The organism is Lysinibacillus sp. BF-4, from assembly GCF_000743635.1.
Taxonomy (GTDB): domain Bacteria; phylum Bacillota; class Bacilli; order Bacillales_A; family Planococcaceae; genus Metalysinibacillus; species Metalysinibacillus saudimassiliensis.
Genome location: NZ_JPUW01000014.1, coordinates 1 through 19,039 on the forward strand (window position 1 = coordinate 1; position 19,039 = coordinate 19,039).

Annotated in this window: 18 protein-coding genes and 1 riboswitch; of the genes, 6 read left to right on the forward strand and 12 right to left on the reverse strand. The window is 38.4% G+C overall.

Annotated features, from left to right (window positions below):
* Nucleotides 1-18: 18 nt before the first annotated feature.
* Both mtaB and CH76_RS06490 read right to left on the reverse strand, forming a co-directional pair.
* Nucleotides 19-1,362, reverse strand: coding sequence for a tRNA (N(6)-L-threonylcarbamoyladenosine(37)-C(2))-methylthiotransferase MtaB (mtaB, locus tag CH76_RS06485; RefSeq protein ID WP_036144417.1), 1,344 nt, complete (start codon nucleotides 1,360-1,362; stop codon nucleotides 19-21).
* 735 nt (nucleotides 1,363-2,097) lie between these two features.
* The gene (locus tag CH76_RS06490) at nucleotides 2,098-2,517 is read right to left on the reverse strand and encodes a hypothetical protein (protein ID WP_051910260.1); all 420 of its coding nucleotides are present in this window, start codon (nucleotides 2,515-2,517) and stop codon (nucleotides 2,098-2,100) included.
* Nucleotides 2,518-3,126: 609 nt separating this feature from the next.
* On the opposite strand from CH76_RS06490, the gene CH76_RS06495 reads away from it, so the two are divergent.
* The 3 genes from CH76_RS06495 to CH76_RS06505 are packed head-to-tail and all read left to right on the forward strand — an operon-like array spanning nucleotide 3,127 to nucleotide 5,764.
* The gene (locus CH76_RS06495; protein ID WP_036144419.1) at nucleotides 3,127-3,993 is read left to right on the forward strand and encodes an ATP-binding cassette domain-containing protein; all 867 of its coding nucleotides are present in this window, start codon (nucleotides 3,127-3,129) and stop codon (nucleotides 3,991-3,993) included.
* Nucleotides 3,990-4,646 (forward strand): hypothetical protein, encoded by a 657-nt coding sequence (locus CH76_RS06500; RefSeq protein ID WP_036144421.1) that lies wholly within the window; start codon nucleotides 3,990-3,992, stop codon nucleotides 4,644-4,646. The genes CH76_RS06495 and CH76_RS06500 overlap by 4 nt, the downstream gene beginning before the upstream one ends.
* Nucleotides 4,646-5,764 carry a hypothetical protein gene (locus CH76_RS06505; protein WP_036144422.1) on the forward strand — a complete coding sequence of 373 codons (1,119 nt, stop codon included), beginning with the start codon at nucleotides 4,646-4,648 and terminating at the stop codon, nucleotides 5,762-5,764. Before CH76_RS06500 ends, CH76_RS06505 begins: the two co-directional genes overlap by 1 nt.
* 21 nt (nucleotides 5,765-5,785) lie before the next feature.
* Here CH76_RS06505 and CH76_RS06510 read toward each other — a convergent pair whose 3' ends face one another.
* Nucleotides 5,786-7,066, reverse strand: a complete 1,281-nt coding sequence (locus CH76_RS06510; RefSeq protein WP_036144424.1) for a Na+/H+ antiporter NhaC family protein — start codon at nucleotides 7,064-7,066, stop codon at nucleotides 5,786-5,788.
* Between the two features lie 65 nt (nucleotides 7,067-7,131).
* A riboswitch (SAM riboswitch) is annotated at nucleotides 7,132-7,232 on the reverse strand.
* 161 nt (nucleotides 7,233-7,393) lie between these two features.
* Here CH76_RS06510 and CH76_RS06515 point away from each other — a divergent pair.
* From CH76_RS06515 to CH76_RS06525, 3 genes are all read left to right on the forward strand, one after another.
* The gene (locus CH76_RS06515; RefSeq protein ID WP_036144427.1) at nucleotides 7,394-8,092 is read left to right on the forward strand and encodes a metal-binding protein ZinT; all 699 of its coding nucleotides are present in this window, start codon (nucleotides 7,394-7,396) and stop codon (nucleotides 8,090-8,092) included.
* A gap of 114 nt (nucleotides 8,093-8,206) precedes the next feature.
* On the forward strand, nucleotides 8,207-9,046 hold the full coding sequence (locus tag CH76_RS06520) for a YitT family protein (RefSeq protein WP_036144430.1): 840 nt from the start codon (nucleotides 8,207-8,209) through the stop codon (nucleotides 9,044-9,046).
* Between the two features lie 15 nt (nucleotides 9,047-9,061).
* The gene (locus CH76_RS06525; RefSeq protein WP_036144433.1) at nucleotides 9,062-9,673 is read left to right on the forward strand and encodes a hypothetical protein; all 612 of its coding nucleotides are present in this window, start codon (nucleotides 9,062-9,064) and stop codon (nucleotides 9,671-9,673) included.
* Between the two features lie 19 nt (nucleotides 9,674-9,692).
* On the opposite strand, the gene CH76_RS06530 is transcribed toward CH76_RS06525, so the two are convergent.
* The 9 genes from CH76_RS06530 to hemW form a co-directional block, all read right to left on the reverse strand.
* Nucleotides 9,693-10,238 carry an HdeD family acid-resistance protein gene (locus CH76_RS06530; RefSeq protein ID WP_036144435.1) on the reverse strand — a complete coding sequence of 182 codons (546 nt, stop codon included), beginning with the start codon at nucleotides 10,236-10,238 and terminating at the stop codon, nucleotides 9,693-9,695.
* A 73-nt stretch (nucleotides 10,239-10,311) separates the two neighbouring features.
* Entirely contained in the window at nucleotides 10,312-11,148 is an 837-nt protein-coding gene (locus tag CH76_RS06535) for a pyridoxamine kinase (RefSeq protein WP_036144438.1), read from the reverse strand.
* Nucleotides 11,149-11,256: 108 nt separating this feature from the next.
* On the reverse strand, nucleotides 11,257-11,970 hold the full coding sequence (locus CH76_RS06540; protein WP_036144440.1) for a 16S rRNA (uracil(1498)-N(3))-methyltransferase: 714 nt from the start codon (nucleotides 11,968-11,970) through the stop codon (nucleotides 11,257-11,259).
* A gap of 12 nt (nucleotides 11,971-11,982) precedes the next feature.
* A complete protein-coding gene (gene prmA, locus CH76_RS06545; RefSeq protein WP_036144442.1) occupies nucleotides 11,983-12,924 on the reverse strand; it encodes a 50S ribosomal protein L11 methyltransferase in 942 nt (313 codons plus the stop codon).
* Between the two features lie 113 nt (nucleotides 12,925-13,037).
* Entirely contained in the window at nucleotides 13,038-14,150 is a 1,113-nt protein-coding gene (dnaJ, locus tag CH76_RS06550) for a molecular chaperone DnaJ (protein ID WP_036144444.1), read from the reverse strand.
* An 87-nt stretch (nucleotides 14,151-14,237) separates the two neighbouring features.
* Entirely contained in the window at nucleotides 14,238-16,076 is a 1,839-nt protein-coding gene (dnaK, locus tag CH76_RS06555; RefSeq protein ID WP_036144447.1) for a molecular chaperone DnaK, read from the reverse strand.
* 115 nt (nucleotides 16,077-16,191) lie between these two features.
* Nucleotides 16,192-16,740: a nucleotide exchange factor GrpE gene (gene grpE / locus CH76_RS06560; RefSeq protein WP_036144449.1), complete on the reverse strand. Its 549-nt coding sequence runs from the start codon at nucleotides 16,738-16,740 to the stop codon at nucleotides 16,192-16,194.
* Nucleotides 16,741-16,754: 14 nt separating this feature from the next.
* Nucleotides 16,755-17,765: a heat-inducible transcriptional repressor HrcA gene (hrcA, locus tag CH76_RS06565; protein ID WP_036144452.1), complete on the reverse strand. Its 1,011-nt coding sequence runs from the start codon at nucleotides 17,763-17,765 to the stop codon at nucleotides 16,755-16,757.
* A gap of 94 nt (nucleotides 17,766-17,859) precedes the next feature.
* Nucleotides 17,860-18,990: a radical SAM family heme chaperone HemW gene (gene hemW, locus CH76_RS06570; RefSeq protein ID WP_036144454.1), complete on the reverse strand. Its 1,131-nt coding sequence runs from the start codon at nucleotides 18,988-18,990 to the stop codon at nucleotides 17,860-17,862.
* Between the last annotated feature and the right edge of the window lie 49 nt (nucleotides 18,991-19,039).

Sequence of the window (19,039 nt, forward strand, 5' to 3'; positions counted from 1 at the left end):
TCCCAGCCTCTATAACTATTATACTTCTTCTAATACACGTAAAACCTGACCTTCGTTGTAAGGATAGCCTGCTTTCGTTAGTTTAACTGCGACTAAATCACCAACCATATCTTCAGTACCCGCAAATACTACTTTTAAGTAGTTATCCGTATACCCTACATATAAGTCTTGGCCTTCGCCGTCTTTAAACTTCTCCTCAGGAATAACCTCAACAACTTCGCCTTCAAAACGGCTCGCATATTCCTTCGCTAACTGGTCATTTAACGCTATTAAGCGATGTACACGTTCATTTTTAATTTCCTCATCAATTTGGTCTGGCATACGCGCTGCTGGCGTACCCGTACGTTTTGAATAAGGGAAAACATGAAGCTCTGAAAACTTATGGTCGCGGATAAAGTTATACGTTTCCATAAATTCTTCTTCTGTTTCACCTGGGAAACCTACAATAACATCAGATGTTACCGCTAAATTTGGTAATGCCTCTGTTAAGCGTGTAATGCGATCAGAGAAGAAATCCATCGTGTATTTACGACGCATACGTTTTAATACCGTATCTGAACCCGATTGAATCGGAATGTGTAAATGATTAACAACAATTTTTGATTCACGTAGCACATCAATCACTTCATCTGATAACTGTGAAGCTTCAATAGAAGAAATACGCAGACGTTTAAGCCCCTTCACATTTGCTTCTAAGTCACGTAATAATTGCGCAAGGTTATAGTCTTTTAAATCTTCACCATAACCACCTGTGTGAATACCTGTTAATACGATTTCAAGATAGCCTGCATCAACTAATTGCTGTGCTTGCTTAACTACTTCTTGCGGATCACGCGAGCGCATTAAACCACGCGCCCAAGGGATAATACAAAACGTACAGAAGTTATTGCATCCCTCTTGGATTTTAAGTGATGCACGCGTACGGTCAGTAAACGCTGGTACGTCTAATTCTTCATAGACGCGGTTTTTCATAATATTACGCACGGCATTAATTGGCTTACGCTCCGTACGGTATTCTTCAATTAAGCCTAGCATTTTTGTGCGGTCTTGTGTACCAACAACAATATCAACACCTGGGATTGCCATAATCTCTGCTGGTGATGTTTGTGCGTAACAGCCCGTGACACAAATTACCGCATCAGGATTTTGTCGAATCGCACGACGAATAACCTGACGTGATTTTTTATCCCCCGTATTTGTTACCGTACATGTATTAATGACATACACATCTGATTGATGCTCAAAGTCAACGCGCTCATAGCCATCCGCCTCAAATAATTGCCAAATGGCCTCTGTTTCATAATGGTTTACCTTACAACCTAATGTATGAAAACTCACAGTTTTAGTAAGCTCTGCACTCATAATTTATTTCATCCTTCCATTATATGCACTAAAAAATATCAACGTGTTTAATAATAGCATATTACCACGTATTCTTTCCATGTGTATTGTTGCGAAAACACTTCACACATAAATTAAAGCCACCGACAATTAATGTCGATGGCTTTACTAACTAAATTTTATTTCATTAAAAATGTCTCTACAGGTGTTATTGTATTTGCAAATGAATATTTTAATATTACATTTCTACAAACATAGGTGTAGCTATTATAAATACTTCTTATTTTAAAAATTTATAAAATAGTGTAGAAAATGCACCTATCCCTTTTAACATAGAAGAAGTACATTTCCTCTTGTAGCATTATATTATTATTTGAAATCTTCTCCTAAGTCATCCGCTCTAATGAAATTTAAATCATCAAATCCTGCTTGAATTAAAATTTCTTTTCTTTACAGACCATTAAGAGATTTTCGATAATCACACACGACTGACGAAGCATGACTTTCTTCAAGCTTAGATTCTGTTCTTTATGGTAACACAGATATTAAACGAAACATCAAGTATCACAATCACTAGCGTTACCTATATAGATATTACAGAAAATTTTGAAGAAGACGATGGCAAAAGAGAATTTCTCAACCTTAAAATTACTGTTATATTGGCATAAAACCATAACCGCAATATTATTACTTAACTGTTGAGATGCTAAGAAATGCATAAAAAAGACCCCCAAACGAGGAGGTCTCAAATAAAAATTATTTAACCAAATCCACCAACTGATTAGTTACTTCTTCTGAGATGTCATAAACGATGTGTGTATCATTAGCATTCATTAAGATACTTGTTTTCCCTTTCTTCCCAAGCCATAAATGATAAACCTGCTTATCTCCATCTGTATAACTAACAGATAAATCAAATTCAGGTTCAACAATGGATACAATACCATTTCTCTTAATAGCGTTTGAGATAGCATTGTCAAATATATCAAGCGTTTCTTTATCTTCATATTCTATTAAAAAATCATCTGTATTAGCTTTACCAAATCCACTTGATTTAGAAATATTGACCTTTGATATATTTGTATCGGAATGTTCATTACTGTCTTTTGATTGGCAACCAATAAGACTAATGGATATTAACGTCAATGACAAAACAAATAACATAGTTTTTTTCATAAAAAACGCCTCCTAATATATTTTTAAATTTAGATGAAGGTAAGCCTCTTACAAAAAGCGAAAAGTCTTTTTTAATATCCTCCCCTATCTTTTGTTTTTAAGTAAGCTATTAACAAAAAATGGATCACTTACTTATCACCAAGTACTTATTTTTTCGGTAGATTTATGTTCTTTATACTCCTAATATTCAATAACCGTTACAAGTTTATGCCCTAACTTAAGCGAATCTCTCACTTGTCAAACATATTAGAGCTTTTGTTATACTTTTTCCAGTAGTATACTACATATATAGTTTTACACGTCAGAGTATCTCTCGATATCTAACCAATGGCTGGATAGCTTATAAATACTAAAGTACAAATCATTAGTAAAATATATCATAACTATGTATACATGCAGTCAACCTAATGTATGAAAACTCACAGTTTTAGTAAGCTCTGCACTCATAATTTATTTCATCCTTCCATTATATGCACTAAAAAATATCAACGTGTTTAATAATAGCATATTACCACGTATTCTTTCCATGTGTATTGTTTGGACAAAGAATTATCATTTATCATTTTGTTCAATTGGTATATATTGAGAAGTGAGAATGGAGGGCTTTTTATGAATTTACTAGTTAAAAATATTACCAAGCATTATAAAACACCTGTACTTCAAAATATAAGCTTTGAAGCCACTAAAGGTGTCATTGGTTTGTTAGGTGAAAACGGCGCAGGAAAAACCACGCTCATTGAAATAATTGCTACACTAACGAAACCTACAAATGGTTCAATTTTATACGATAACCTATTAGCCAGCGAACATTTATACGAGCTAAGGCAACAGATAGGCTATTTACCACAAAACTTTAATTTCTTTCCCTCTTTAAATGTTGAGGAGTGCTTAGCCTATAGTTGCCGCTTAAAAGGGATTTCCAACAAACAGCAACGTACTGCTGAAATCAATGAAAAAATAGAATTCGTAGGACTAGCCTCTCAGCGCAAGAAAAAATTCAGCGAACTGTCTGGTGGCATGAAACAACGACTGGGTATCGCTCAAGCGTTGTTAGGAGATCCTAAACTATTAATTGTTGATGAACCTACAGTCGGGCTAGATCCAAATGAACGTGTTGCTTTTCGCCAATTACTAAATAACCTTGGACAAGAGCGTCTTATTATTTTATCTACTCATATCATTGAAGATGTCGCCATGACTTGCGAAAAAATCTTGCTACTCCATCAAGGAAGTATGAATTATTATGGTAATATTTCGGACTTCATTAAACTTGCAGAGGGCAAAATATGGTGTTACGAAGGGGGTACTCTACTACCCGAAATCGCTACACACGGTAACATTATTGCATCGCGTACCACTACAAAAGGGATAAGTGTTCGTTTTATTGCTCACCAACAAATCGCTACTAGTCAATTAGCGATACCTACATTAGAAGATGCGTACATTTATATAAACCAAAAGAAGGTGTCTTTATGAGTACTGAGCTAAAATTACTTTCAAAGCAATGGGGATTACTAATCGCATTATTTATCATTTGGCTTCTTCCTCTTGCTTTATTATGGTTAGAAGGAATAGAAAACTTAACCGATGCATGGTACGGCTCACTACAATTACATATTATTTTATTTATACCAGCTACCCCCATTATTTTAAATACATTATGGACTGGTAGATTGCAACGTTATGAGAAACAAGTTGTGATTTTTCACTTACATACACCAAGCCTTTACTTCTTCAATAAACTTCTAGTCACTTGGCTTGTAATTAGTACCTTACTCTGTATATTTTATAGTGCTTTTTGGTTTATCACTTTATCAATCCCACTCTACTTATTGTATGCCACTCTGCTACAAATTTTAATAACCATTGCTTTAGTTGTAACACTAACAGGGTTTTTATCACTCTTATTAGGACGCACTCTTTATAGTATTATACTGATTATTTTATATTTATTAGGTAGTATTCAATTTTTACAAAATCCTATGTTTGCATTGTGGTTCAACCCTAACCTCATAGAAGAAATGATGATACAACCCAGTTTTATAATGCAACGCTTAGCTTTAATCATTTGGATAGGGCTACTTTTATTTCTTGCAGCGCCTCTTTTCAAGCGATTGGTGGTGAGCTAATGTTTCACCTTTGGCAAACATGGTTCGCTGTATTATGGAAAGACTATTATTTATGGGGCTATTATAGTATTGTATTAGTTTTATTTGCTAGCCATTCTTTATTTCAATTACAAGAACAGCATGCCCTGATTCCTTTTTACGGATTATTAATTTCTCTATTAACTATTATGATTTTACAACTACATCAATCATTCATGATGGATAAAATTGTACGTGTTGTTACAAGTAACCCCCTGTTAACTAGTTTTCGGTTACTATTATTTTGTTTAATATGTTCACTTCCTACTTTAATTTTACTATCAATAGAAGTGAGACGATTATTTCCAGATACACCATTTATACTATTATTAAGTTGTATAGCACTGTTCGCCCTATTCGCTATAGCATTAGGCTGTTGTAGCTCTTTATTAACTACTAATTTAGCTGTCGGTATTATTGTTGCCCTATATTTTTCATTATTTTTATTACATGGCTACCAACTTGAACGTTTTACTTACATAGCACCCACACTAAATTTCATGTACCCTGATTACCCCAACCCTTGGAATAGCCTTGCCATTATATTAATTAGCCTTTTTCTCATTGGGTTTTACTTTAATAAACACTATGATTTCACTACAAGAGACCGAAATCGATTACGCTCACTCTTACTAAGCATTATATTTATATACATCTTAGTTCCTTTTGTTGTATCACATCATGAAAAAAAAGCACCTACTGTACAGATGCTTATCGAAAATAAGCTAGCGATAACATATACCGGCGTATCTACAAAACAAGCACTCCATTATGGCCAAGCAGTACTCAGCACAGTAGATGTATTACAACAAGCTGACATAGATGCTGTTGTAACAGATGTAACAATAATATGGCAACACGAGCTACCAAAAGGAAAAGATATCGAAAACATCGTTGAGCAGCAAGGAACAACTTTAGTTATTCGTCCTTATTCTCGGAAGTTTTTCGAATTTAACTATGGCTACCACATTGTACGAGATATTACAGCACTATTTGTACACGATGAAACAGACGCTCGCGCTATTGAACAACATGTAATACAAAAAAACCAATACCATCTCTTTACACCTACTAAAATTAAACGAGCATCACCTCAATAAAAAAACGTTCAGCTACTTCATTTAGCTGAACGTTTTTTTAGGATAGCCAATCATAATAGCAACTGCACCACATATACCAATTAATACAGGGTAAAAGGAGTACGGTAAAATATTGATTGGTGAAATACCTGCTAAGCTAGCGGCCACTAAAAATTGAGCGCCGTACGGTAATACGCCTTGCACCATACAAGAAAAGACATCCAATAAACTAGCAGCCTTACGCGGCTCAATATTGTACTGCGTGGCAATGTCTTTTGCTAGCGGGCCTGCAATTAAAATAGCAATCGTATTATTAGCAGTAGCTAAGTTAGTAAGGGCAACAAGCCCAGCAATGCCAAACTCCGCACCTTTACTGGTCGAAATTCGCTTCATAATCGCTTGCAAAATAAATTCAATCCCACCATTAAATTTAATAATCTCTACCATGCCTGCAATTAAAATTGCAAGAAAGGCCATATTATACATACCTGCCATACCATCGCCCACTTGTTGTATAACATCCAGTAACTGATAGCTACCATCCACTAGCCCCACTACACCTGCAAGTGTAATACCTAGTGTTAACACAAAAAATACATTCATGCCCATAAGTGCCAACACAATGACGATCAGATACGGCACAATTTTAATTAAGCTATAGTCAACATGTGTAATAGGCGCCGCTTCGCCCCAAGTTAAAACCCCAAAAATCACACTTGTCATGAATGCCGCTGGTAGTACAATCCAAAAGTTAACACGAAACTTATCTTTCATTTGCGCACCTTGCGTACGTACGGCTGTAATCGTTGTATCCGAAATAATAGATAAGTTATCACCAAACATTGCGCCACCAATAACAGCTGCTGTCACAAGTGCTACAGCAAGCCCTGTGTGCTCGCTAATACCTAAACCAATTGGCACAAGTGCAACAATCGTACCTACTGATGTTCCCATCGCAAGTGAAATAAAACAGGCAATTATAAAGAGCCCAATAATTAAAAAGTTTTGCGGGATAATGGATAATGCAAAATTAACCGTTGCATCTACTGCACCCATGCCTTTAGCTACGCTCGAAAATGCGCCTGCTAGTAAAAAAATTAATGCCATCAACATAACATTACTATTACCTGCACCTTGGCAAAAAATGTCGACCTTCTTCGTAAAGGGCACTTTGCGATTCATCGCGAGCGCTACCATCGAAGAAATAGTTATTGCTACAATTACGGGAAATGCATAAAAATCCTTTAACACAATACCTGAACCAATAAATAAAACTAAAAACACGAAAAATGGGAGCAATGCCCATGGATTGCCTTTCTTCACTACTCACTCTCTCCTAATCTAAAAAAACCTCTTCTACAAAAATAAGAAGAGGTCAGTGGACGCTCTTCTTATCTGCCAAGCTATTGCTTGCTGGATTTAGCACGGTAACTGATGTTCCGCTGCCGAGATTTCATTAGGCCAGTCCTTCCATCTCTCTTTATAAGAAGTTATTACGTTTTTCCTTTAATACTAAAGGAAAGCACGTGTATTGACAATGCCTATCCGTGTTTTATTTTAAATCGTAATGATTACTTTTTGTATTGACAGATACAACTCGCCGTTTTATACTCATAAAGCGTAATGATTACTAATTAGGAGGTTTTACATGTGATTAATAAAAAGGTATGGGGCTGTACATTAGCTTTAAGTGCATTACTCGTAGGTTGTGCTCAAGCCAACACACCTGCAAAAGAGGAAGAAGCACCGCAGCATGAACATAGCCATGAGCATGAGCACAAACACGAACATAAGCATGAACACGCGGAGCGTAATGACATAGCAGCAGGCTATTTTAAAGACACCCAAGTAAAAGACCGTGCGCTTACGGATTGGCAAGGCGATTGGCAGTCCATCTATCCTCTATTACAAGATGGTACACTTGATGCTGTATTTGAACATAAAGCTGAACATGATCCAAGCAAAACACCAGAAGCTTATAAAGCCTATTATGAGGAAGGCTACAAAACAACAACAGAACGTATTGTCATTGACGGGGATCAGGTCACCTTTTACGAAAATAATCAGCCACATACCGGCACATTTGCTTATGATGGCTATGAGATTTTAACTTATGACAAGGGTAACCGCGGGGTACGTTATATTTTTAAACAAACGGGTAATGTCGAAGGTGTCCCTGCCTTCATTCAATTTAGCGACCATATCATTGCTCCGCAAAAATCAGGGCACTTTCATTTATACTGGGGAGATGACCGCGCTAAGTTATTGGAAGAAGTTACGCACTGGCCAACTTACTTCCCTGCCGCTATGACAAAAGATGATATTTTACATGATATGCTTGCACATTAATCCAAACAATTTGTAGCTACGGCTGCAAATTGTTTTTTTGTCGATTTTCCTTGGTCATTACTGGGTAAAATACGTTATAGTAGAAATTGAGTGATATAGAAAGCAGGTGGGAAAATGAAGGACTTCCTCAAAGACTTGACCATGCTAATTATTGGTTCGTTCATTTTCGCGTTAGCCGTCAATTTATTTGCTATTCCTAATGGTTTAGGTGAAGGTGGCGTTACAGGTATTACGATTATTGCGTACTACTTATTTGAATGGGCGCCGAGTATTGTCAGCTTCGTTTTAAATGGTATTTTATTAGTCATTGGTTACAAATTTTTAAATCGTAAAATGGTAATCTATACGATTATCGTCATTTTTTTATTGTCGATTTTCTTACATCTTACAGAGTCTTGGCATATTTTATCAGATGAGCGTATTTTAAGCGCAATTTTTGGTGGTATGTTCTCTGGTGTAGGGATTGGCTTAATTATTCGTGTGGGTGGCTCTACAGCAGGCTCTACTATTTTAGCGAAGATTGCGAGCAAATATTTAGGCTGGAGTGTTAGCTATGCCCTATTATTCTTTGATTTAATTGTGGTAGGTGCTTCTTATTTTGTTATTGGACTAGAGTCTGTGATGTTAACAATTGTCATGCTGTATGTTGGTACAAAATCTATGGAGCTCGTTATTGAAGGATTTAACCGCAAAAAAGCGGTAACGATTATTTCGAAAGAACACGAAGCGATTGCTGAGCAAGTAACGTATAAAATGAATCGCGGCGTTACGGTGCTATCAGGTTATGGCTATTACACGAAGCAAGAGAAAAATGTACTGTATATCATTATTAGTAATCAAGAAATTGTTAAGCTCAAAGCTTATGTGCATAAGGTTGACCCTAATGCCTTTATTACCATTCATGATGTACGTGATGTATTTGGCGAAGGGTTTTTAAATTTATCAAATAGCTAATAAGGAGGGCTTTTAATGCACGAGTATAGTATTGATGCAAGGCGTAATAAAATTTTATTTTACCTTTCTCTATTAGCTATTGCACTTGCTAGCACCATTAGTGCGCTCTTGCATAACTTGCCTTTTGTAACAATTACTATTCCCGTTACATCCTTTACATTCTTTTTATTATTTGTACGGATTTTTAATACTAAGTTATGGCGCAAACCCTCTTACCAACGGATTGGCATTACTAAAACGCCTGATTTAAATGGTGAGTGGCAGTGCGTACGCTTTAATGAAGTAACAGGTGAGCAAACGACATGCACGTTACGTATTAAACAAACTTGGACTAAAATCCGCTTCGAATTTAAACAAGAGGGCTATATTTGTGTTAGCTATGCTACAGCCATTCAAACGCGCTACCCGTTAGGCACACGTGTCAGTGTAGCAATTCAAATTTTTCGGGTTGTTAAACAGCACTTGCCCGAAAAAATAAACGATGCCTTTATGGATTTTATTATTTTATCAGATGATGAACTACAAGGGCGCTACTATACCAACCCGCAAGTATTTTCGCAGTATGGTTTAATTACTTGCACAAAAATAAATAACACCACAAACGTAAACGAACCCTCGCATAGTTAAGCTATACGAGGGTTCGTTTTTATTTAATGACAATTTTCTTCTTGAGGTACATTAACAAACCTAAATCCATTACACCAATGACTACTAAACTTACACCATACACTTGGAATAATGTAACGAGACTTGACATTGGACGCATTAATAGGAATAATGCTACAACAATTAATAAAATACTATAAATATAAAATGGCATTTTATTAATTGGGAACATCGTACGTAGGCTAAGTGCATTTACTAAATGGCTAACACCTACAACTAAAATAATAATCCCTAGTAAATACGGTACTATTTTAATAATTTGATCAGCTAATGTATAAATTAAAATCGCTGCTACAATATATAATGCGCCAAGAGCAAATGAGCCTAAATAACCGCGATTATATTTCTTTTCATTAAAGCCTGTAACAATAGCAATGAAGCCCATAATTAAGAAATAGGCTGAAACAATATTTACGGTAAATTCATAAGCTAATACCGGCTTAATTGCAATAAATAACCCAAGCACAATAAAAATAATACTATTAATAATTAAATGTGTGCGAATCTTTTTAATTACATCAATCATATTATCTCCTCCAATATTTACTATTTATTGTACCTTAGATGAGGGCTCGTTACTATCCCATATCTGACTTATTTTACAATAACATACGTAAATAACGTTCAAAGTTTACCCCTTCAATTTCAGGTGTACCCGCACGTGTGGTGTCTGCTATTGCCTGCAGTAAAAAGTCCTCTGCTAAGGTAATACCTGTTGCTACGCTATCACCACGTAATAAACTCCCCATTAAAACAGACGCAAATAAATCACCTGTGCCAGAATAGTTTTTACCATTAAAGGCTGTCGCATTAAAACTAGCCTGCGTTGCATCTACAAAAACATTACCAATGGTCGTCGTTTTTGGTGGATTTACACCTGTGATAATCACATTAGCTCCCGTCTCTTGGTGTAACTCTTGTCCAACGGCCGTTAATGCCTTCATAAAATCTGCTGGTTCACGGTAGCTGTATAGTTTGTCATAGGACAGTCCCGTCAGCAAACAGCTCTCTGTTACGTTGGGTGTAATCACATCAGCCTGCTTAACTAAAGCACGCATACGCCCTAACATATCCTCAGTAAATAATTTATACGCCTCACCACTATCGCCCATCACAGGGTCGACAAGTAATAGTGTTTCGGATGTATAAAAGGCTTGTAAAAACGCAAAAATATTATCAATCTGTTCGCGCCCTGTCACAAAGCCTGTATAAATCCCATCAAAGCTCGTGTTAAACTTTTGCCACTCTGTCGTAAAGTGCGGCATTTTTGTTGTTAAATCTTCATAAAAGAAGCTCGGATAATCCGTCTGCGCAGATAATACTGCAGTAGGCAAAGGGGTAGGCTGCACACCCATAACTGATAATACGGGGATAGCGGCAGTAAGTGAGCACTTTCCAAATGAAGATAAATCTTGAATTACGGCAACTTTTTTCATAGCTTCCTCCAACAATCATAAAATCTCTTAGCTCTAGTATCTCAAAAGCCTAGGCGTATGGCTATATGCAAAATAGAAAAAAGCGCCCGGACACTCAGGCGCTTTACTTTACTCTAACTCATAAGAAATTGCAGCTAACGCATAAAGCGGTGCTGTTTCTGCACGTAAAATACGTGGTCCTAGTGACATTGTTTTCGCACCTGCAGCGCGTAAAGCTTCTGCTTCTTCTCTAGCAATACCCCCCTCTGGGCCAAATACTAGTAGCATTGTTTTAGCTTCTGCTGCTTGTAAAACTTGCTTAAAGGTTACACGCTCAGTTAGCTTTGCTTCTTCTTCATCCGCAATAAAAACCATATCATAGGTGCTTACTTCTGCTAGTAATTGCTTAAAGCTAACAGGATTTTTTACGGCTGGGATATGTGTACGGTGTGATTGTTCTGCCGCTTCTTTTGCAATTTTTTGCAGGCGCTCTGTTTTTTTACCGCCTTTTTTTGCATCCCATTTTACGATGGAGCGTTTGGCCTCAAATGGTAATAATGTATGCATACCTAACTCTGTACCCTTTTGTGCAATCAGCTCTAATTTGTCACCCTTAGGCAAACCACAAGCAATTGTTACAGCAACGGGCATTTCAGGCGATGCTACAATACGCCCTGTTGGTGCTACTAAAACATCGTCCTCTATTGCTGTAATCGTACAAATATGAGCTACATCATTCATCACTACAATAATTTCGTCGCCAATCGTTTGGCGCATAACACGTGTAATATGACGCGCATCATCGCCACTAATACAAGTGGTTTCACTAAAATAACGTTGCATCGCAGTTCTCTCCTACTCTGGCTTACGTGCCGTAATCGCTACCCAATCTTCCATTTCCATTGTTTCTACTAACACAAAGCCTGATTTCACTAAGCCTTGCTCGACTTCTGCGCGTTTTGCACCAATGATACCAGATGTAATATATAAACCGCCTGGCTTTACAACTTTAAACGCATCGTCTGTAAAGGATAAAATAATATCTGCTAAAATATTAGCGACTACCACGTCTGCTGGTTTTTCTACTGTATCTAATAAATTGCCGTGATGTACTTCAATAAGGTGGTCTACCTTATTTAACGCAATATTTTCACGTGCTGAACGTACCGCAACCTCATCTAAATCAAGTGCATGTACTGTTTTAGCACCAAGTAACGCTGCACCAATTGACAGTACGCCTGAACCAGTGCCGATGTCTACTACTTCTTCATTAGGCTGTAGGTATTTTTCTAAAGATTGTAGGCAAAGCACGGTTGTAGGGTGCGTACCTGTACCAAATGCCATACCTGGATCAAGCTCAATGATTAGCTCATTGTCTTGTTGTTTTTCGTATACTTCCCATGAAGGTACTACAGTAAAGCGCTCCGAAATACGCACGGGGTGATAGTATTGCTTCCAAGCATTTGCCCAGTCTTCCTCATGCACCTCTGTAATGGTTACTTCGTTTTTACCAATCGCTAAGCCAAAGCTTGTTAAGTTAGTTACGGCTGCTTTAATTTGTGCGAAGTTGTCTGTTGTTGCTTTATCTTCTGACAAGTAGGCTTTTACAATAACGCCCTCTGCCGGGAAATCATTGGCATCTAGTGCATACATTTCACCGTACATATCCTCGCGCTCTTTTGTTAAATCTGCTACATCCTCAATAACAACACCGCTTGCGCCTGCTTGTTCTAAAATATAGGATACTGCCTCTACAGCTTCATTTGTTGTGTGGATTGCGATTTCTGTCCATTGCATGTGCAACAACTCCTCTATGTTTTCTCTTTTGTAGTTTACCATAAAGCACAAAAAGAGAGGATGCTTATGCAGCACCCTCTACATTTATCAATGATTAAACGTTTTAGTTTAAATTATTTAAATTTATTTTTAACTTTGTCAAAGAATGAGCCACCGTCGTTAGGATTGTGGTCCCCTTCGATTTCAGCTAATTCTTTTAATAATTCTTTTTGACGCTCTGTTAATTTTGTTGGTGTTTGTACATGTACGGTAATATTTTGGTCACCTGTGCCATAGCCATGCACGTTTTTCACGCCTTTGCCTCGTAAACGGAAACGTTTGCCTGATTGTGTACCTGCTGGGATTTTTAATTCCACTGTGCCATGGATGGTTGGTACTTCTACCGTGCCACCAAGTGCTGCACGTGGGAATGAGATATTTAAGTTATATAAAATATCATCACCGTCGCGGTCAAAGTACTCATGACGTTTAACACGGAATACTACATATAAATCACCTGCTGGCCCACCGTTAACACCTGGTGCGCCTTCACCTGATACGCGCATTTGCTGACCTTCGTCAACGCCCTCAGGAATATTGATTTTAATCGTTTTACGACGATTTACTGTGCCTTTACCGTGACAAGTTGTACATTTTTCTTTAATTTCTTTACCTGTACCACCACAGTATTTACATGTTTGGCGGTTCATCATACGACCAAATGGTGTATCTACTGCTTGGTTAATTTCACCTGCACCATTACAGTGCGTACATGTTGTTGGCTGTGTACCTGGTTTTGCGCCAGAGCCATGACAAGTTGAACATTCTTCTTCTTTTGTTACTTCAAACTCACGCTCTGCACCAAAGACAGCATCCTCAAATGAAATGTCCATACGGTATTGTAAATCATCGCCTTGACGTGGTGCATTCGGGTCACGGCGTCCGCCGCCACCAAAGAAGGAACTAAAGATATCGTCGAAGCCGCCAAAGCCGCCTCCACCACCGAAGCCACCGCCGCCGCCAAATTGTGGGCCGTCGTGACCAAATTGGTCATAGTTTGCTTTTTTCTGTTCGTCGCTTAATACCTCGTAGGCTTCAGCAATTTCCTTAAATTTATCATCAGCACCCGCTTCTTTATTAATATCTGGGTGATATTTTTTTGAAAGCTTACGGTACGCTTTTTTAATTTCGTCCTTAGACGCTGACTTGTCAACGCCTAGCACTTCATAATAGTCGCGTTTTGCCATAGTTCACACTCCGATTCTTTAACATAAATTTCATTGTATCAAGAGAAAAGCCAAAGCCGCAAGCGGTCTTTGGCTTTTCTAGCTCTCTTATTTTTTATCGTCGTCTTTTACTTCAGTAAAGTCAGCGTCGATAATGTCATCGTCTTGACCGCCCTGTGGCTGTTCGCCACCTTCTTGTGCTGCTTGTTGAGCTGCTGCTGCTTGCTCATACATTTTCATTACAAGTGGTTGTAAAATGCCGTCTAATTTTTCTTTAGCCGCTTTGATTGCTTCTGTATCTTCGCCTTCAAGCGTTGTTTTTAACTCGTCGCGTGCATCTTCAACTGATTTTTTCTCTTCGTCGTTGATGTTTTCGCCTAAGTCTTTAATTGTTTTATCTACTTGGAATACCATTTGGTCAGCTTCGTTACGCACATCTGCTGCTTCTTTACGTTTAGCATCTGCCTCAGCGTTTGCTTCAGCGTCTTTTACCATGCGCTCGATGTCTTCCTCAGTTAAACCAGAGTCAGATTGAATTGTGATGGTTTGTTCTTTTTGTGTACCTAAGTCTTTCGCTTTAACTGAAACGATACCGTTTTTGTCAATGTCGAATGTTACTTCGATTTGTGGTACACCACGTGGTGCTGCTGGAATATCAGATAATTGGAAACGACCAAGCGTTTTGTTATCTGCTGCCATTGGGCGCTCACCTTGTAATACATGAATATCTACTGCTGGTTGGTTATCAGCTGCTGTAGAGAATACTTGTGATTTAGATGTTGGGATTGTTGTGTTACGCTCGATTAATTTCGTGAACACGCCGCCCATTGTTTCGATACCTAAAGAAAGTGGTGTTACGTCAAGTAATACGATATCTTGTACGTCACCTGTTAATACGCCACCTTGTACTGCTGCACCCATTGCTACTACTTCATCAGGGTTTACGCCTTTATGTGGCTCTTTGCCTGTTTCTTTTTGTACTGCATCTTGTACTGCAGGAATACGTGTAGAACCACCAACTAAAATAACTTGGTCTAATTCTGAAGCTGAAAGACCAGCGTCTTTAAGTGCTTGACGTACTGGACCAATTGTACGCTCTACTAAATCTTGTGTTAACTCGTCAAATTTAGCACGTGTTAATTTTACTTCTAAGTGTAATGGACCGTCTGGACCAGCTGTAATGAATGGAAGTGAAACGTCTGCTGACATTACGCCAGATAGATCTTTTTTCGCTTTTTCTGCTGCGTCTTTAAGACGTTGCATTGCCATTTTATCTTTAGAAAGGTCAATGCCGTTTTCTTTTTTAAACTCTGCTACTAAGTAGTCGATCACTTTATCATCAAAGTTGTCGCCGCCTAATTTATTGTCACCAGCTGTTGCTAGTACTTCAAATACGCCGTCGCCAAGTTCAAGGATAGATACGTCAAACGTACCGCCACCAAGGTCATAAACTAAGATTTTTTGATCTTCGTCTTGTTTTTCTAAACCGTAAGCAAGTGCTGCTGCTGTTGGCTCGTTAATAATACGCTCTACTTCAAGACCTGCGATTGTACCTGCGTCTTTTGTTGCTTGACGCTGTGCATCACTGAAGTAAGCTGGTACTGTGATTACTGCTTTTGTTACTTTTTCACCAAGGTATTCTTCTGCGAAACCTTTAAGGTATTGAAGAATCATAGCTGATACTTCTTGTGGTGAGTATTCTTTATCTTCAATTGTTACTTTTTCGTTAGAACCCATTTTAGATTTGATTGACATAATTGTGTTTGGGTTTGTAACTGATTGACGTTTTGCTACTTCACCAACTTGGCGCTCGCCATTTTTAAATGCTACTACTGAAGGTGTTGTACGGTTACCTTCTGGGTTAGCTACGATGACTGGTTGGCCACCTTCTAATACAGATACGCAAGAGTTTGTTGTTCCTAAGTCAATACCAATAATTTTACTCATAATTTGTTTCCTCCTAATAATTGTATGCTTTTAGTATATTTTATCATTTGAAAGTTGTCGTGCATTGTGCACATCTTTTAACGAGTTATTCGTTCACCTGCAAGGGGGGTAGCAATTATTCGTTTACTGATACCATTGATGGACGAATAACACGGTCTTTTAATTGGTAACCTTTTTGCATTTCGCGTAGTACAATACCCGATGCTTTATCGGCATCTGCCTCTTGCATAACTGCTTGGTGCACATTAGGATCAAAAGCCTCGCCCTCTGCAGGGATGACTTCTAGTCCTTCTTTTTTAACTGCTTCAAGTAATGAGCGGTAAACCATATCTACGCCCTTCACAAGAGAAGCCGCTTCTTCTGACGTTGCTTCTACTTGTAGCGCACGCTCGAAGTTATCTAAAACAGGAAGTAAATCAGTGACTAAGGCTTGTGCACGATATTTTTGTGCCGCTTCACGCTCTGTAGCTTGACGACGACGCATATTGTCCATGTCTGCAAGTAGACGAAGGTATTTCGCTTCTTCTTCTTCCACACGTGCCTGTAACGTTGTAATTTCTTCTTGTAATTTTTGCTCTTCTGTTAATTCTTGTACATCTTCTGTCGTTTCTTCAGTTACTGCTTCTACTTCTTCAGCTTGTACATCTTTGTTTTCTTCTGCCATGATTACCCTCCTACTTAGCCTTTTTTAAAGGCTCGTGTTAAATCGTGTCGTACTAAATCAACTAATGAAATAACACGTTCATAATCCATGCGTGTTGGTCCGATAATTGCTATCGCACCTGTGCTTTCCCCCGCTTGATAGGTTGCGGTGATAACACTGCAATTTTCCATCGCTAGTTGCTCATTTTCTGAGCCAATACGAATATGAATCCCTGCCTCATTAGGTGTAAATAACTCATACACCTGCTGACGCGTTTCCATCATATCCATCAACATGCGAAGTTTATTAACATCGTGAAATTCAGGCTGGCGTAGCATATTGGTTTTACCACCATAAAACAATTTAGTTTGACGCGGCTCTTGTTGAATGAGCGAGGCAACAAACTCATCAGCTGCACGAATATGCTGCTGTAGTAAACGTTGTACCTCTGCCTCTAAGCTTACGGCAAATTGTTCAAGTGGTACATTATAGAGGCGTTCATTTAAAATATTGACCGCCTTCTCGACATCCGAGGCACTAAAGCGCTCAGGTATCGTAAATGTCCGATGCTCCACATGACCTTGATCTGTCACGATTATTGCTACTGCTGTATCATCTGTTAGTGATACGATTGATATTTTTTTAATTCGATGGCTTTGTACATCCGGGCCTAACATAATAGACGTATACGACGTCAACTGCGATAAAATAGTAGCCGACTTGCGAATAACTTGCTCAACCTCAACATGTTGGTCTGTAAATACCGATTGAATTTGCATTAAATCATCTTTACGGATCCGCTTAGGCTGTAGCAAATGGTCTACATAAAATCGGTAACCCTTATCGGAAGGCACACGTCCTGATGAGGTGTGGGTTTTTTCGAGTAATCCCATCTCTTCGAGGTCTGCCATCTCATTTCGAATGGTAGCAGGACTATACGTGATATGCTCCTTCTTCGAAATTTGTCGTGAGCCAACTGGCTGTGCTGACGTGATAAAATCGTCTACGATGACTTGCAAAATTTCTAGCTGTCGATTCGTTAACATAATTCATCACCTCTGTTAGCACTCGTTTGAAGGGAGTGCTAATATCTATTTCTAATTTATCAAACCCTATAGATGATGTCAACGTTAACGCTCACTAAAATAAAAATTGTTGAAAAACCTCATTTCCTACAAAGCGACCAGCACGTGTAAGCCTCAACCCTTCTACATCTTGCACAACTAACCCCTTCGTAATAAGCGGGGCAATTACACCAGGAAATGCCTCGTCCATCGTTTTGCCAAAACGTTGTTCAAAGCTAGCATTAGGTACACCCGCTGTTTTACGTAACCCTAAAAATAATTGTTCTTCCATTGCTTCTTGCTCTGTTACCTTATGTTCATTTAATAAAGGCAGTGTGTTAGACGCTAATGCAGCGAAGTATTTTTTAAGTGGGCCGTGGTTGCCATAACGTACGCCTCCTACATAGCCATGCGCACCTGCGCCAATGCCAATATACTCGTCGTTGTCCCAGTAGATCGTATTATGAACCGAGTTTTGCCCAAAGTTACTAATCTCATACTGTGCCACATTAGCCGCTTCCATCTCACGCATTAATACATCATACATTTCACCTTCAAGCTGTGGCGTTGGCAAAGGCAAACGCCCTTTATTGTACTCCATATAAAAAATGGTTTTAGGCTCTACTAATAAAGAGTAGGCTGAGTAATGCGGCAGTTGTAAATCTAACGCCATACGTAATGAGCTTTGCCACTGTGCCATCGTTTGGTCAGGCAAGCCGTACATTAAATCAATACTAATATTTTTAAAACCTACGTCCTTAGCCGTAGCAATTGTTTCCATTACATGTGCGTTACTATGCGTACGACCAAGGCGCTTAAGTAAAGCTTCATCAAAAGATTGTACGCCCATACTAAGGCGATTAACACCACCCTCATATAAAGCTACTAACTTATCTCGTGATAGCTCATCAGGATTTGCCTCTGACGAAAACTCCTTCACTTGCGCAAGTGGTACTTGCTGAGCAATTAATGTCAGCAAGCGTGTAATTTGAGGGGCGGATAATGCCGTTGGTGTGCCGCCACCTAAAAATACGGTTTCTACATTCTCAAATGCCTTTGGAGCACGTGCCTTCCAAAGTGCTAGCTCTTTGCCCACTGCTTCAATGTATTCACCTACGGGCTGATTGGCAAAGAAAAATTTATTAAAATCACAGTAATTACAAATTTGGTGACAAAACGGAATATGAATATAAATACCACGTGCCATAATTATGACCTACTCTCTCAAAAATAATCTTTTCCTATTATAAGCGCTA